The 16,220-nt window shown below is 42.1% G+C and carries 10 protein-coding genes; 9 read left to right on the forward strand and 1 reads right to left on the reverse strand.

Features of this window, described 5'->3' with window-relative positions; all coding sequences use genetic code 11:
• The first annotated feature begins 35 nt into the window (after nucleotides 1–35).
• The 8 genes from DW103_RS03930 (at nucleotide 36) to DW103_RS03965 (ending at nucleotide 14,078) form a co-directional block, all read left to right on the forward strand.
• Entirely contained in the window at nucleotides 36–2,378 is a 2,343-nt protein-coding gene (locus DW103_RS03930; RefSeq protein WP_122274365.1) for a beta-galactosidase, read from the forward strand.
• A 111-nt stretch (nucleotides 2,379–2,489) separates the two neighbouring features.
• The gene (locus tag DW103_RS03935) at nucleotides 2,490–3,926 is read left to right on the forward strand and encodes a glycoside hydrolase (protein ID WP_122274366.1); all 1,437 of its coding nucleotides are present in this window, start codon (nucleotides 2,490–2,492) and stop codon (nucleotides 3,924–3,926) included.
• Nucleotides 3,927–4,063: 137 nt separating this feature from the next.
• Nucleotides 4,064–5,434, forward strand: coding sequence for a glycoside hydrolase family 27 protein (locus DW103_RS03940; RefSeq protein ID WP_122274367.1), 1,371 nt, complete (start codon nucleotides 4,064–4,066; stop codon nucleotides 5,432–5,434).
• Between the two features lie 22 nt (nucleotides 5,435–5,456).
• Nucleotides 5,457–6,995: an alpha-N-arabinofuranosidase gene (locus tag DW103_RS03945; RefSeq protein ID WP_122274368.1), complete on the forward strand. Its 1,539-nt coding sequence runs from the start codon at nucleotides 5,457–5,459 to the stop codon at nucleotides 6,993–6,995.
• Between the two features lie 169 nt (nucleotides 6,996–7,164).
• Nucleotides 7,165–8,067, forward strand: coding sequence for a nucleotidyltransferase (locus tag DW103_RS03950; protein WP_122274369.1), 903 nt, complete (start codon nucleotides 7,165–7,167; stop codon nucleotides 8,065–8,067).
• 116 nt (nucleotides 8,068–8,183) lie between these two features.
• Complete coding sequence (locus tag DW103_RS03955; protein WP_122274370.1) at nucleotides 8,184–9,299, forward strand: glycoside hydrolase family 43 protein; 1,116 nt, start codon at nucleotides 8,184–8,186, stop codon at nucleotides 9,297–9,299.
• Between the two features lie 63 nt (nucleotides 9,300–9,362).
• Nucleotides 9,363–12,464: a SusC/RagA family TonB-linked outer membrane protein gene (locus DW103_RS03960; RefSeq protein WP_122274371.1), complete on the forward strand. Its 3,102-nt coding sequence runs from the start codon at nucleotides 9,363–9,365 to the stop codon at nucleotides 12,462–12,464.
• A 12-nt stretch (nucleotides 12,465–12,476) separates the two neighbouring features.
• Entirely contained in the window at nucleotides 12,477–14,078 is a 1,602-nt protein-coding gene (locus DW103_RS03965) for a SusD/RagB family nutrient-binding outer membrane lipoprotein (protein ID WP_122274372.1), read from the forward strand.
• Nucleotides 14,079–14,140: 62 nt separating this feature from the next.
• Here the strand turns inward: DW103_RS03965 and DW103_RS03970 are convergent, their stop codons facing one another.
• A complete protein-coding gene (locus DW103_RS03970; protein WP_122274373.1) occupies nucleotides 14,141–15,421 on the reverse strand; it encodes a porin in 1,281 nt (426 codons plus the stop codon).
• Between the two features lie 127 nt (nucleotides 15,422–15,548).
• Here DW103_RS03970 and DW103_RS03975 point away from each other — a divergent pair, with 127 nt between their 5' ends.
• Nucleotides 15,549–16,220 (forward strand): peptidylprolyl isomerase, encoded by a 672-nt coding sequence (locus DW103_RS03975; RefSeq protein WP_199652964.1) that lies wholly within the window; start codon nucleotides 15,549–15,551, stop codon nucleotides 16,218–16,220.

The following is a 16,220-nucleotide window of genomic DNA, read 5'->3' on the forward strand; positions in this document are numbered from 1 at the left end:
TAGTCCCTGAAAATATCTTAAACTTAAATTATAACATGAAGCATCTACTAAAAGCCACTCTTTTGTTGGTTACATTACTCACAATTAGTCTGGTTGGTTACAGCAACAATCCTGCAAACAAAAACACATTTTCCATCGGCGATAAGACATTTCTGCTGAATGGAAAACCATTTGTCATCAAAGCCGCCGAAATTCATTACACGCGCATTCCGGCCGAATATTGGGAACATCGTATTAAACTATGTAAAGCTCTGGGCATGAATACGATTTGTATTTATGCCTTCTGGAATATCCACGAACAAAAACCGGGAGAATTCAATTTTACCGGACAGAATGATATCGCTGCTTTTTGCCGTTTGGCACAGAAACATGGTATGTACATTATGCTACGCCCAGGTCCTTATGTTTGTTCAGAATGGGAAATGGGTGGCCTACCTTGGTGGCTACTTAAAAAAAATGACATTAAGTTACGTACTAACGATTCCTATTTCCTGGAACGTACTAAATTATTCATGAATGAAATCGGAAAGCAATTGGCAGATTTACAAATTGACCGGGGAGGCAACATCATCATGGTTCAAGTAGAAAACGAATATGGGTCGTATGCTACTGATAAAGATTATATTGCAAATATCCGTGACATTGTGAAAAATGCAGGTTTTACGGATGTGCCGCTCTTCCAGTGTGACTGGAGCTCCAATTTCTTGAATAATGCACTCGAAGACCTGATTTGGACGGTCAATTTCGGAACAGGGGCCAATATTGACGAACAATTCAAAAAACTGAAAGAGGTTCGTCCCAATACACCGCTGATGTGCAGTGAATTCTGGAGCGGTTGGTTCGACCATTGGGGACGTAAACATGAAACACGTGATGCCGAAACGATGGTAGCAGGTATCCGTGATATGTTGGACCGTAATATATCTTTCTCCCTTTATATGACACATGGAGGAACAACTTTCGGCCATTGGGGAGGAGCAAACAGCCCGGCTTATTCCGCCATGTGCAGTTCCTACGATTATGACGCACCTATCAGTGAAGCCGGCTGGACCACGCCGAAATATGCCAAATTGCGCGAACTACTTGCCAATTACATGGCTCCTGGAGAAAAACAAGCTGAAATACCGGCCCCATATCCCGTAATTGAAATACCGGAATTCGAATTAAAAGAAGTAGCTCCGTTATTTGAGAACCTGCCGGAACCGAAAATATCACAAGATATCAAACCGATGGAACAATTCGACCAAGGTTGGGGAAGTATCCTGTACCGTACGACATTGCCTACGGCTGTTACAGAAGGAACAACGCTACTAATCACGGAAGTACATGATTGGGCACAAATATTTGCAAATGGTAAACTGTTGGGGCGCCTGGACCGACGTCGTGGAGAATATTCGCTCAAGTTGCCCGCTCTGGTTGCTGGTACTCAGTTGGATATCTTGATTGAAGCCATGGGACGCGTCAATTTCGACAAAGCAATCCATGACCGGAAAGGTATCACTGAAAAAGTAGAACTTATCAGCGAAACTTCTACCAAGGAATTAAAAGATTGGAAAGTGTATAATTTACCGGTTGATTATTCTTTTGTAAAAGATAAAAAATATGCTCCCGGCAAGAAAATCGAAGGACCGGCTTACTACCGCGCCACTTTCAATCTGAAAAAACGGGGAGATGTATTCCTCGATATGCAAACCTGGGGAAAAGGAATGGTTTGGGTGAATGGTATTGCAATGGGCCGTTTTTGGGAAATCGGACCGCAACAAACGCTGTTCATGCCGGGTTGTTGGTTGAAAAAAGGGAAAAATGAAATTATCGTTCTTGACCTGAAAGGCCCGGAAAAAGCGACTGTCACCGGTCTAAGCAAACCTATTTTGGATATGCTTCGTCCCGAAGCAGCCATGACACACCGAAAAGAAGGTGAAAACCTGAAATTACAGGATGAAAAACCGATTATAGAGGGTTCTCTGAAACCAGGTAATGGTTGGCAGGATGTAAAATTCGACACACCTGTTAAGGCTCGTTATTTCTGCCTTGAAGCACTGAATGCACAGAACGGGAAAGAAAATGCAGCTATTGCCGAATTTTATCTATTAGACGAAAACGGTAAACCACTCTCCCGCCAGCATTGGCAGATAGCTTATGCAGACAGCGAAGAGACACAGGGTGGTAATTTCACAGCCGATAAAATTTTCGATTTACAAGAATCGACCTATTGGAGCACTACTTATCGTGCCAAATATCCGCATCAGGTGGTTATCGACCTGCGCGAGGATGTTGTAATCAGCGGTTTCCGCTATCTGCCCCGTGCCGAAGAGGGCTATCCGGGCATGATTAAGGATTTCAAGGCATATGCAAAAATGACACCATTCAACTTCTAACATAGACAACCTGCTTGCTTTCCATGTTTGATACCATAATTATCAAGCTAAAGGGCAAGCAGGAATATTGGCACTTTCAAGCATACAAATTAACAATTAAATTTATATACAATGAAAACAAAATCTTTTTTACCAGGTATCGTATTATTCATCGGTAGCCTCTTGCAAATCCAAGCATCCGAGCCGTTAGATGGATTTGATAAATTTATTCTTATCGATCCGGAGCAACGTTACCAAACGATTGAAGGCTGGGGAAGTTCCCTTTGCTGGTGGGCCGCCCAAGTGGGAAACTGGGATGAAAAGAAAGTGGATGAAATTGTTGATTTGATTACTTCTCCCGACAAATTGAATATGAACATTTTTCGCTATAATATCGGTGGAGGCGATGATCCTTCACATGCCGACGGACATATGGTAAAAGGAAAAGGGAAACGTGCCGAAATGGAAGGTTTCAAAGCATCTCCTACTGCCCCATACGATTGGACTGCCGATAAAGGACAACGTACTATTCTACTTAAAATTAAAGAAAAGCGCCCGGACGCAATTTTTGAAGCCTTTTCAAATTCAGCTCCTTATTGGATGACTTATAGTGGTTGTGCTGCCGGGAATGTCAATCCGCAAGAAGATAATCTGAAACCAGAATATTATGAGATGTTTTGCGACTATTTGTTAGAGGTATGCAAACATTACAAATCGGCTTATGATATTGATTTTAAGACACTGGAACCTTTCAATGAATCTTATTCCAATTACTGGTATGCCCAAGGAAGTCAAGAAGGATGCCATTTCGACCCCGAAAGCCAAATTAAAATTATCCGCATGTTGTACCCCAAACTGAAACAATCAGGATTAACAACAGTACTTTCCGCCTCTGATGAAACAAATCTCGAACAATTTCTTATTGTCCAAAAAGCTTATCAGGCAGCCGGTGACATTTGGGATAAACTCGGACAACTTAACACCCATACCTACTCTGGTACAGACGCTCAACGTAAAGAGGTTTGTGAACTTATCCAAAAATCAGAGAAACCTTTCTGGCAATCGGAAACCGGTCCCAGTGAAGGTAATGGTTTCGATAGTAATCTACTATTGGCACAAAAACTGTTTGATGACATGCGTATCATGCGCCCTCAAGCTTGGTTGGACTGGCAATTGATGGAGGAAAACAACGATGTATGGTGTATACTGCGTGGTAATTTTAAAACGCAAAAATATGAATCTGTCAAAAACCTATATGTCCGCATGCAAATCACCCGTTTCTTCAAACAAGGATATACCTGTATCGAAACGGGCAACAAACAAACATTTGCAGCTATTTCCCCTTCTGGAAAAGAATTGGTCATTGCTGTATTAAATACAACAAATGAGGCAAATCATCGCCTCATAAATCTGAATAAATTCAAGCAAAAAATAAGACATATCGATAATTGGCGTACCAGCAAAACAGAAGATTGTGCCAAACTTCCTGCTATTCGTGCAAAAGAGAAAACTATCACTTACACAAGTCCGGCAAAATCGTTGACTACTTTTGTCGTAAACATGTACTAAAACAGGCCTGTTTATACCTTTGCGCAATCAATAAGAGTAAATTGAACAATAATTCATATTTTTTATAACTATCAGTAAATGATTGTTTAAAAATATAACGTACTTTTGACACGAAAACAATCAAAAGTCAATATATCATGAAAAAACAGCTCTTATTGATTGCCACATTTATATTGCTTTACAATGCGTGTGGAGAAAGGAAACCGATACAGAAATCGGAACCTTTCAAATCTGGCGAATTTAAAGAATGGGCACAAACCCCTCCTATGGGATGGAATAGTTGGGATTGCTATGGGCCGACCGTAGAGGAAGCTGAAGTAAAAGCAAATGCCGACTATATGGCCGAGAAACTAAAAGTTTACGGTTGGGAATATGTAGTAGTAGACATCCGCTGGTTTGTTGAAAACGACAAAGCCGGGGGTTACAACCAAACCGATCCGCACTATGTTATAGATGAATACGGGCGTTATCAACCTGCCGTAAATCGTTTTCCTTCAGCCAAGGATGGTAAAGGTTTTAAAGAGCTTGCAGATTATATACACAATAAAGGGCTTAAATTCGGGATTCACATTATGCGTGGGATTCCTAAAGAAGCCGTAGACAAGAAACTACCAGTCAAAGGGACTGTAAATATCACTGCTGACCAGATTTACTCTACCGAATTGCAATGTAGCTGGTTACGAGACAATTACACGATAGTAGCCGACAAACCCGGTGCACAGGAGTATTACAACTCAATCTTCGAGCTTTATGCCTCTTGGGGCGTAGATTTCATCAAAATAGACGACCTCTCCCGCCCTTATCATCAAAAGGAAATCGAACTGATACGGAAAGCTATCGACCACTGCGGCCGTCCCATCGTATTAAGTACTTCACCCGGAGAAACACCTGTAGAAAAAGCTACACATGTCAGTGCACATGCCAACATGTGGCGAATGGTAGATGATGTGTGGGATACATGGCCACATATTACTCATTTATTTGAAGTTTGCCAAAAATGGTATCCATATATTATGGCTGGAACTTGGCCGGATTGCGATATGATTCCACTCGGACGTATCTCCATTCGGGGAGAACGGGGTGAAGACCGCATGACACGTCTTTCAAAAGAGGAACAATATACGCTAATGAACCTGTTCTGTATCTTCCGTTCCCCCTTGATGTTCGGAGGAGATTTGCCCAGCAATGACGACTTTACCCTTTCGTTACTAACAAATAAAAATGTGTTGGATATGCACCGCTACGGAAGCCATGTCCGCCAACTTTTCCAACAAGACGGTAAAGTAGCCATTACCTCTGTAAATGCAAATACGAAAGATGTATATCTGGCTCTTTTCAATCTGGGAGACAAGCCAACAGAAGTCTCCACTACTTTAAAGGAACTCGACCTGCAAGGAGAATATAAATTGACGGAAATGTGGCAAAACAAAGACAAAGGAACCACCTCCGACCTTATTTCTGTTCAATTGCCTCCTCACACATCCATACTGTACAAAATTCATAAATAAATAATTTTTTAAATCACTCATCATGAAAACATTATTAATCAGCCTGCTGACTGCGGCCACATTACCTTTGTTTGCACAAAAAGATGCGAATATCCGTATCTACCCGCAACAAGGAACACAACAAATCAGTAAACATATCTACGGACAGTTTGCCGAACATCTTGGGACCTGTATTTACGGTGGTCTCTGGGTTGGTCCGGATTCGGATATACCCAATACACAGGGATATCGAAACGATGTATTGAATGCTCTGAAACAGCTCCAAGTTCCTAATCTTCGCTGGCCGGGAGGTTGTTTTGCAGACGAATATCACTGGATGGACGGTATTGGTCCACGTGAAAACCGCCCTAAAATGGTCAACAATAACTGGGGAGGAACTATTGAAGATAATAGCTTCGGCACCCATGAATTCCTGAATCTTTGCGAACTGATTGGTTGCGAACCTTATATCAGTGCCAATGTGGGTAGCGGTACCGTAGAAGAAATGGCCAAATGGGTTGAATATATGACTTCCGAAGGCGACAGTCCTATGGCCCGTCTGCGTCGTAAAAACGGTCGCGATAAAGCTTGGAAAGTAAAATTCATCGGTATCGGAAATGAGAGCTGGGGTTGTGGTGGAAGTATGCGTCCGGAATATTATGCCGACCTATACCGCCGTTATTCCACATATTGCCGCAATTATGATGGAAACCGCCTTTTCAAGATTGCCAGCGGAGCCAGTGATTATGATTATAGCTGGACAGAAACGCTGATGAAAAATGTAGGTGGCCGTATGAACGGCATTTCACTACACTATTATACCGTTACCGGATGGAACGGAAGCAAAGGTTCCGCCACGGATTTCAATAAAGACGATTATTACTGGACTATGGGAAAATGTCTCGAAATAGAAGATGTCGTGAAAAAACATATCCAGATTATGGATAAATACGATCCGCAAAAACGCATTGGGCTGATGGTTGACGAATGGGGTACTTGGTGGGACGAAGAACCGGGAACTATCAATGGACACCTTTTCCAGCAAAATACTATGCGTGATGCGTTTGTTGCCGCCCTTACCCTGAATGTATTCCATAAATATACAGATCGTGTCCGTATGACCAATATTGCACAAATTGTCAATGTTTTGCAATCCATGATATTAACAAATGGTTCGAAAATGATGTTGACTCCAACCTATCATGTATTCGAAATGTACAAAGTTCATCAGGATGCCACTTTTCTTCCTATGGATTTGATTTGCGACAAAGCAAAAGTACGTGATAATCGGGAAGTTCCAATGCTTAGTGCTTCAGCTTCCAAAGATAAAAACGGCCTTATTCATATCTCACTGGCAAATGTAGATGTTGACAACCCTCAAACTGTTTCCATCGATTTACAAGACCAGAAAATAGCTTCTGTCAGTGGTCGCATTTTAACTTCCGGCTCCATTAATGACCACAACACTTTTGAAAAACCGGAATTTGTAAAACCGGTTGCTTTTAATGGTGCTAAAGTCGAAAAAGGACAGTTGAAAGTCACTCTGCCGGCTAAATCAATTGTTGTTTTGGAAGTAAAATAAACAGAAAAGCCCCAACGAGCTAAAAAGTGTCGGCACAAACGGTACCGACACTTCCTACCATTGACAGAGAACTCGTTCAATTAATTTCTCTCTTTTCAATTCCTTATTATCAATAATTTCCTACTTTTGTACAGCGAAAACACAAACACTATTATATAAACATAAAATTATGAAACCTACATTATTTGTATTAGCTGCCGGAATGGGTAGCCGTTATGGAGGATTAAAACAGTTGGACGGTCTGGGTCCCAATGGAGAGACAATCATGGATTATTCTATTTTCGACGCTATCCGCGGAGGTTTTGGAAAGTTGGTTTTTGTTATTCGTAAATCATTTGAAAAAGATTTCCGTGAAAAAATCATTTCCAAATACGAAAATCATATTCCCGTAGAAGTTGTTTTCCAAGATTTAAATGATTTGCCAGCCGGTTTCAAATGTCCGGAAGGGCGCGAAAAGCCATGGGGAACGAACCATGCCGTCATGATGGGTAGCAAGGTCATCAAAGAACCGTTTGCCGTTATCAATGCAGATGACTTCTATGGCCGTGACAGCTTCGCCGTGCTGGGAAAAGCTTTGTCTGAAATGGATGGAAAGAAAAATGATTACTGCATGGTTGGTTACCGAGTAGGAAATACGTTGAGCGAAAGTGGTTCCGTGGCACGTGGCGTTTGCGAAACAAATGCAGAAGGTTACCTGACAGGTGTTGTAGAACGTACTGCCATCGAAAAAATAGACGGAGAAATCCAATTTAAGGATGAAAACGGCAACAAAGTAGTCTTGGAAGAAAAAACTCCTGTATCCATGAATATGTGGGGTTTCACACCTGATTATTTTGAACATTCCGAAAAATATTTCATTGACTTCCTGAAAGAAAATATTGATAAGCCAAAAAGTGAATTCTTCATTCCGTTGGTTGTAAACGAGCTGATTACAAAAGGAATTGCTTCTGTAAAAGTTTTGGATACGACTTCCAAATGGTTCGGTGTAACCTATGCTGCCGATCGTCAGGGCGTTGTCGATAAAATTCAGGCTTTAGTTGATGCCGGTGAATATCCTAACAAATTATTCTAAGAAATCAAACAACCGGTTGTATATTCCGGTCGTTTAATCACATAAAAAGGGGTATCAAAAGTTTTGTGCAAGAAATTCTTTTGATACCCCTTTTTCATTAAACCCAATTTATTAGTATGAAATCAATAATTTATTCTTTTTTACTTAGTACCCTATTCCTGTCTGTAAAAGCACAGGATATCAAGCCAGGTGCCATTTGGCCGGATGAGCAGGGTATTCATGTGAATGCACATGGAGGCGGAATACTCTATTCCAATGGGACTTATTACTGGTTCGGTGAACATAAAAGCGAAAAAACAAGTGCTGCATTAAAAGGTGTTACTTGCTATTCCTCCAAGAATCTGACTGATTGGAAGAATGAAGGCATCGCCCTTGCAGTCATGCCTGATGGCTCCGGAAGTGATATAGAAAAAGGTTGTGTACTGGAACGTCCTAAAGTAGTGTACAACGAAAAGACAAATAAATACGTCATGTGGTTCCATCTTGAACTAAAAGGGAAAGGCTATGATGCCGCCCGAGTAGGTGTTGCCGTTAGCGATAAGGTAACAGGCCCTTACCGTTTTATCCACTCGTATCGTCCCTGTGCCGGGAAATGGCCGGACAATATGTCGGAAACAGAACGTACATCAACCGTGAAACCGGAGGACTTCGAAAAATGGTGGACTCCGGAATGGCGACAGGCTGTAGAGGAAGGACTCTTTAACAGACGCGACCATGCAGGAGGCCAAATGTCACGCGATATGACAATATTTGTCGACCAAGACAAAAAGGCTTACCACATTTATTCGTCAGAAGAAAACCTGACTTTACAAATAGCCGAACTATCCGACGATTACCAGAGTCATACCGGCAAATACATCCGCATCTTCCCTGGTGGACACAACGAAGCCCCTGCCATTTTCAAAAAAAATGGAATTTATTATCTAATTACATCTGGGTGTACCGGTTGGGACCCGAATGAAGCACGCATGTTTACAGCCTCTTCTATCTGGGGACCTTGGAAACAACACCCTAACCCCTGCCGGGGAGACGATGCCAATCTGACATTTCACTCTCAAAGTACCTACATATTGCCTGTTGCCGGAAAAAAGGATGCATTTATCTTTATGGCCGATCGCTGGACACCGAAACATCCTTCGGATGCCCGTTATATATGGCTTCCCATTCAATTCGAGAACGGACTTCCGGTACTCAAATGGATGGACAAGTGGAACCTCAGCATTTTCGACTAAAATTTGCTAAAATAAAAGAATCGTTTATCTTTGTATGCAAATCAAATACAACCAATAAGCGATATGAAAATTTTCTACGAAAAACTTTTCTTATTGTTTCTGTTGCTTGTATCAGTACAGACATACGGGGGAAACACTCCGGAACCGGGAAAAAACTTCGGTTCCGGCATATTTCAATCGAAAATAAAGATTTCCGGCAGAATTGTAGATACCAATGAAAATCCTTTAGCCGGAGCAAATGTTATTGAAAAAGGCACTACCAACGGTGTTATCACTGATGCAAACGGAAACTTTTCTTTATCTGTGGATGAGAATAGCGCACTCTCTATCTCTTTTATCGGATTCAAGCCACAGATAATAGCTCTTCAAGGACAAAACTTCTTCCACATAATAATGGAAGAATCAGAAATATTACTTGACGACATCATCGTCACGGCTCTTGGTCTTGAAAAGAAAGAAGCCACACTTGTCTATTCGGCAAAACAGGTGGACGGTGAGGAATTGACCCGGATTAAAGAGCCGAATATGATTTTAACATTGGCCGGAAAAGTGGCCGGTATGCAAGTGAACAAAACCTCATCCGGAGCAGGCAGTTCCGCAAAAGTACTAATGCGCGGTATCCGCTCTGTCATTGGAAACAATCAACCGCTATATGTGATAGACGGTGTTCCCATCCTGAATACCTCCAACGAACAAGCCCATACAGCTATAGGCGGGACGGCTGATGCCGGAAATCGGGACGGAGGTGACGGTATTTCTAATCTGAATCCCGAAGATGTTGAAAATATCAGCATCTTGAAAGGTTCTCCAGCAGCAGCTTTATACGGTAGCCAAGCCGCAAATGGAGTTATCCTCATCACCACTAAAAGAGGAAGTAAAGACATGCGAAAAATCACCTTTTCTACAAATCTGACATTCGATAAAGCATATTGCCTCCCAAAGTTCCAAAACAGATATGGTGAAAGCAATCAAGTGGAAAGTTGGGGCGATAAACAAGAAATGCCCGTCTATGATAATGCCGGTGACTTTTTTAAGACAGGACTCACCTCCATTACTTCTTTATCTGTGAGCACAGGAAACAGCCGGTATCAAACCTACTTCTCGTATGCCAACACGACAGGGACAGGTATCATCGAACATAACAAACTGAACCGGCACAACATTAATTTCAGGGAAACAAGTAGCCTGTTTAATGACCGGCTTAAACTAGACGCAAATGTCAATTTGGCTCGTCAGACTATCAACAACCGGAACCCCAGCGGAGGATTTTATATGAACGCACTGGTCGGACTTTATCGCTTTCCGCGTGGCAAAGACATTTCGGAATATAAAAATAATTTTGAAGTTTGGGATGCTTCCCGCAACCTGAACGTGCAAAACTGGCATTCTGCCACTGAAGATTTCGAACAAAATCCGTATTGGGTTATCAACCGGATACAGAGTAAAGATGTCCGCAACCGGACAATGGCCTCACTTTCCGCTGACCTCAGACTCACAGACTATCTGAAAATCCAAGCACGCGGAAGTATCGATAATACGTCGGATAAGATACGCCAAAAATTCTATGCATCTACAGCACCTGCTCTTGCCGGAGAAAACGGACGTTACATTGAAATGGATTATGAAGAAACAATGTTTTACGGAGATATCATGGGAATGTTCGAAAAGAAATTCGGACAATTCTCTGTCAATGCAGCACTAGGAGCCAGTATTAACGATAAAACTGTCAACTCCCTACGCTATGATTCCAAAATAGCCTCCCTCAAATATGCCAATGTCTTTAATATTACCAACATCAATATGGATGGAGGAGCTTATATAGACCAGCAGATTGATGCTCGCCGACAATTACAATCCCTGTTTGCCACAGCCCAAATTAACTATCGGGAAAGTCTGATAGCAGATTTGACTGCCCGTAACGACTGGTCCAGTACATTAGCATATACCCCCAATGAAAAATCCGGTTTCTTCTATCCTTCGGTCGGAGCAGCCTGGATTATAAATAAAATGCTGCCCCTTCCCACTTGGATTTCATTTTCTAAAATACGGGCAGTGTGGAGTAAGGTTGGTAATGATATTCCTTTATATGTGACCAATCCTGTCTCACATGTCGGAGCAGGTGGTGAAATAGAATATGCAGATGCTGCTCCTTTCGAAGATATGAAACCGGAAATGACTACTTCTGTCGAACTTGGAACCGAATGGCGTTTTTTCAATAATCAGCTCAGTCTCAGTGCAACTTGGTATAAGACTAACACACGTAACCAATTCTTCAAACTTCCGGCAAAGTCCGGAGATAAATATGCGTATCGTTATGTGAATGCCGGCGATATCCAAAATAAAGGATGGGAAGTAAACCTTACGGGACAACCTTTCATTAGTACGACCTTTAACTGGAAAAGCGAATTAAACTTGGCAACAAACAAAAATAAAGTAATTAGTTTACACGAAGAATTACCGGTATTTGTTTACGGTCCCAGCGGTTTCTCATCCAGTTATGCGATGAAATTGAAAGAAGGCGGTTCTTTCGGTGACATCTATGGCAAAGCTTTCCGTCGTGATTCCAATGGAAAAATCTTGTATGAAACAGAGGGAGAAAAGAAAGGTTTACCACAAGTGGAAGGAGAAGGGAATTTAATAAAAGTAGGAAACTGTAATCCTAAACTTACATTAAGTTGGCAAAACACATTCAGCTATAAGAATATGGACATCTCCTTTTTGATTGACTGTCGTTTCGGAGGAGATCTTCTTTCACAAACTCAAGCAGATATGGACCTGTTTGGTGTCACAAAAGAGACTGCCGATGCCCGCGACGCCGGTTATATCATGTTGGAAGGTCATAAAATAGAGGATGTGGAAGGTTTCTATAAAAAAGTTGTAGCCGGCCGCGCCGGTGTCACCGAATATTATATGTACGATGCCACGAATATCCGACTGCGCGAATGTTCTTTAGGATATCGTTTACCGGACAAATGGATTGCAGCGACAAAAGTTTTCAGCCAGATTAATTGTTCTTTCGTTGCTCGCAACCTCTTTTTCCTATACAAAAAAGCACCGTTCGATCCGGATTTAATCCTTTCGACCGGCAACGATAATCAGGGTATTGAAGTGTACGGAGTTCCTACAACCCGGAGTTTCGGATTTAATATCAAATGTGAATTTTAATAACGGTGGAAAATGAAATACAGATACAATATACAATCTATTTATTTCCTATTGATATTTATTTTTATTTCCTGTACCGACAAATTCAGGGATATCAACACGGATAAATCAGGCATTACCGATGACGAAATGGAAATAGATTTCAACAACCTCGGTATCCCACTCAACATTATCCAACAGGGCATCTATTTCAATTATGATTTCGGGAAAGGGAAAAACTGGCCTTACCAACTCATGCAAAATCTGAATGCAGACATGTTCAGTGGCTACATGCACGACTACAAACCTCTTAATGGAGGAAGCAGTAATTCAGATTATAACCTCCAGGATGGCTGGAACGGCACGAACTGGGGATATACTTACGCTTATATCTTGCCTCAAATAGCCAAATTACAGAAAGCTGTCATAGACCAATATCCATCAGTTTATGCTCTTACCCAAATATTGAAAGTGGAAATTATGCACCGTATCTCTGATATGTACGGACCGATTATCTATACCCATTTCGGAAATGAAGACGAGAACTTCCGACCGGACACCCAGCAAGAAGCTTACACTGCCTTTTTCAACGACTTGGAAGAGGCTATACATATCCTGACAAAATGTATCCAGAACAAAGACGAGGGGCCGGACCTAAGTAAGTTCGATATTATGTTGGACGGGCATCTTTCGTCTTGGATTAAATTTGCCAATTCGCTCAGAATGCGTTTAGCCATCCGCATCGCAACAGCAGCTTCGGAAAAAGGGAAAGAAGAATTCCTGAAATCTCTGAACCAACAAGAAGGTGTATTTGAACAACCGGTCGATATCGTTGTCGTCTCTACCCGTAACGGTTACCAAAACCCTTTGGGTGAAATCAACAGGGTTTGGGGAGAAGTTTATATGAATGCTTCTATGGAATCGATTCTGAACGGTTACCAAGACCCACGTCGTGAAATCTATTTCGAACCTTGCGGAAAAGATGCTCCCGAAGGATTAATCGGGACATACAAAGGTATCCGTCAAGGAACCTGTTTCTCACACCTTTTATATGCCTCCCATTCTAAAATATATGTCAATAAAACAACGCCTCCTATTCTGATGACAGCTGCCGAAATCTGGTTTTTACGTGCTGAAGCTGCTTTACGCGGATGGACTTCGGAAGATGTGGGAAGTTGTTACCGGAATGGAGTGGCTACCTCTTTTTACCAATGGAAAGCCAATTATCCGGAAAAATATCTGGAGTCCGACAGTATCGGGGCCGACTATATAGATGCTTTTGACCCGGCAAATAATATAAAGGCACGATGCCTCGTATCCCCCAAATGGATAGAAGAGGCTTCGAATGAAATAAAGCTGGAGAAAATCATCACACAGAAATGGCTTGCCATCTTCCCCGAGGGCTGTGAAGCATGGGCGGAACAACGCAGGACAGGATATCCCCGCCTGTTCCCGGTCCGTTTCAATAACAGCAAAGACGGATGTATAGATACCGAAACAATGATACGCCGGCTGAATTTCCCGGCCGATATAGTCGATACGGATGCTCCTTTATACGACAGATTAACGCAGGCCTTGGGCAAACCGGATAATGCCGGGACACGCTTGTGGTGGGATACAGGAAATAACTTTTAATTACAAAAACGATTTCCGTACAAGATTTTCTTGTATAGAAACCGTTTTCGTGTCTATACTCTTTAAAAACTATATTGAACCGCGGCATTCAACCGGTTCGCATGTCGTTTGTCGCCATCAAAATCAGTACGCCAGCCACGCAGATATTCGGCTCCGACCTGAAGATTAGATGTCACATTCCAAAATATGTTTGTCACTAAATACTGTCCATAACGATACTGCTCCGAAGCTTCTGCCGGATAGCCATTATGACTATATAAACGGGACTGTCCGTATGTTCCGGTAATAAACACTTTGGGAGAAATGTTATATTGCAAGCCACCGAACCAACCTACCATCGGAAGGACTTCCATTTTGCCGGCCTTTTCCGGATTCGGGACAATATCCACATTCAGCATACTCATATCATTCATGTACTGGGCGATACCACGACCGTAGACACCTTGTCCGTAAAGTTGCAAGCAACTTCCTACATGAAAGGTCGCAGAAGCCAATACCCCCCATCCCACTTCAGACTCGGCTTTATTGGCAACCAAATCTTCGTATGTCATACTGCGGACAATACCAGCCACACGTACATGACTGTTTTTATTCCAGCTATATTGCAAATAAGCCGGAAAATTAGGCATACGCTGTGTGCTTATACTCAGATTATTATTCGTCAAGCCATCCACGACAGGCATTTCCACACCGATACCAGCCTTAAAACCCTGGGCCAATGTACGTTCATAACGAATTTGAGTAGCATGATAGATGGACAACCCATTCGGACCGGCAAAGTCGATGGTAGCAGGAACATTCCCCAAGTCCATAAACGAACCGTAATCGTAACCGATTGTAAAACCAAGAAAAGAAGCATACGCATTACGCAATTCGAATGTTTTTCCGCTACCGCCACGGAAATTTCCGGCCGTATAAACAACAAAGTCTCCTAACAATTTTGTATGACCCACCAACTTCAAGAAAATCGTGCTGGTAGTCGCATCCAACTGAAACTGGTTCTTGACCAGACCACCACGCGGGATAAGGGCCGGATAGAAATCAACATTGTCGGATATACCATTAAAATCATATTCGGCTGTCGTCTTTACATAGCCGCCGATACCAAGAGCAAATTGTCCTTTCCGGTCAGTCAACAGAAAGCGTGGGGCCTTCGGTTCGTGGAAACGCGGACTTTGTGTCTCATTCATAATCCGGATAACCTCATCACCGGCTTTATCAATAGAAACGAACATAACAGAATTCGGCTCGTTATCTTCAACCACAACTTTCTGAGCCTGCGAATGGGCAGAAACCATTCCCATACCGAGCAGTAGAACTGCGCTTTTCAACCATGTTTTCATAAATATGCTTTTTGTTTAGATGAATTACAGACTTGAACAGATTGCAACGGAAAAGGTTGTGTTAAATGGTTGCTTTAACGACTAAAAGTCACTATTTTTGTGACCATAATATAAAAATAAGATGAAGATGAAAAAGCTGTTTGCTATCTGTGTATTAGCCTTTTCGGCCCTGATATCCTTCCAAATGCAAGCGCAGGATGTTGAGACTATAGTTCAGATTGACACCGATTACGGTAAAATCAAAGTAAAACTATTCAATGAAACACCATTGCATCGTGATAATTTTATTAAAAATGTAAAGGAGCACCGATACGACGGACTGCTGTTCCACCGCGTAATCAAACAGTTCATGGTACAAGCGGGAGATATCAATTCCAAAGATGCTCCGATTGAACAACATTTGGGTGATGGCGACTTGGGTTATACCATTCCGGCAGAAATTGTTTATCCGAAATATTTCCACAAACGGGGAATGCTTTGTGCCGCCCGCGTCGGAGATGAAGAGAACCCGGAGCATGCCTCGTCGGCCACTCAATTTTACATTGTAACCGGCAAGTTCTTTACAGAGATGGAACTGGACAAGCAAGAACAGGAAAAAGACATAACTTTCACTCCTGAGCAACGTCAGGCGTATATGTTGGAAGGGGGTACGCCACATTTGGACGGCAAATACACTATTTTCGGAGAAGTACTGAAAGGGATGAAAGTAGTAGACAAAATACAATTCACGGAAACTAATGCAGATGACCGCCCCGTCAAAAACATTAAGATTAAAACAATGACAATCGTCAAAAAATAA

Source organism: Parabacteroides sp. AM08-6, from assembly GCF_003473295.1.
GTDB lineage: Bacteria > Bacteroidota > Bacteroidia > Bacteroidales > Tannerellaceae > Parabacteroides.

Coding starts and splice junctions, on each gene's coding strand:
- DW103_RS03965 (WP_122274372.1), top strand. CDS start 12,477: ATGAAATACAGATACAATATACAATCTATTTATTTCCTATTGATATTT.
- DW103_RS03960 (WP_122274371.1), top strand. CDS start 9,363: ATGAAAATTTTCTACGAAAAACTTTTCTTATTGTTTCTGTTGCTTGTA.
- DW103_RS03975 (WP_199652964.1), top strand. CDS start 15,549: ATGAAAAAGCTGTTTGCTATCTGTGTATTAGCCTTTTCGGCCCTGATA.
- DW103_RS03940 (WP_122274367.1), top strand. CDS start 4,064: ATGAAAAAACAGCTCTTATTGATTGCCACATTTATATTGCTTTACAAT.
- DW103_RS03970 (WP_122274373.1), bottom strand. CDS start 15,421: ATGAAAACATGGTTGAAAAGCGCAGTTCTACTGCTCGGTATGGGAATG.
- DW103_RS03930 (WP_122274365.1), top strand. CDS start 36: ATGAAGCATCTACTAAAAGCCACTCTTTTGTTGGTTACATTACTCACA.
- DW103_RS03955 (WP_122274370.1), top strand. CDS start 8,184: ATGAAATCAATAATTTATTCTTTTTTACTTAGTACCCTATTCCTGTCT.
- DW103_RS03945 (WP_122274368.1), top strand. CDS start 5,457: ATGAAAACATTATTAATCAGCCTGCTGACTGCGGCCACATTACCTTTG.
- DW103_RS03950 (WP_122274369.1), top strand. CDS start 7,165: ATGAAACCTACATTATTTGTATTAGCTGCCGGAATGGGTAGCCGTTAT.
- DW103_RS03935 (WP_122274366.1), top strand. CDS start 2,490: ATGAAAACAAAATCTTTTTTACCAGGTATCGTATTATTCATCGGTAGC.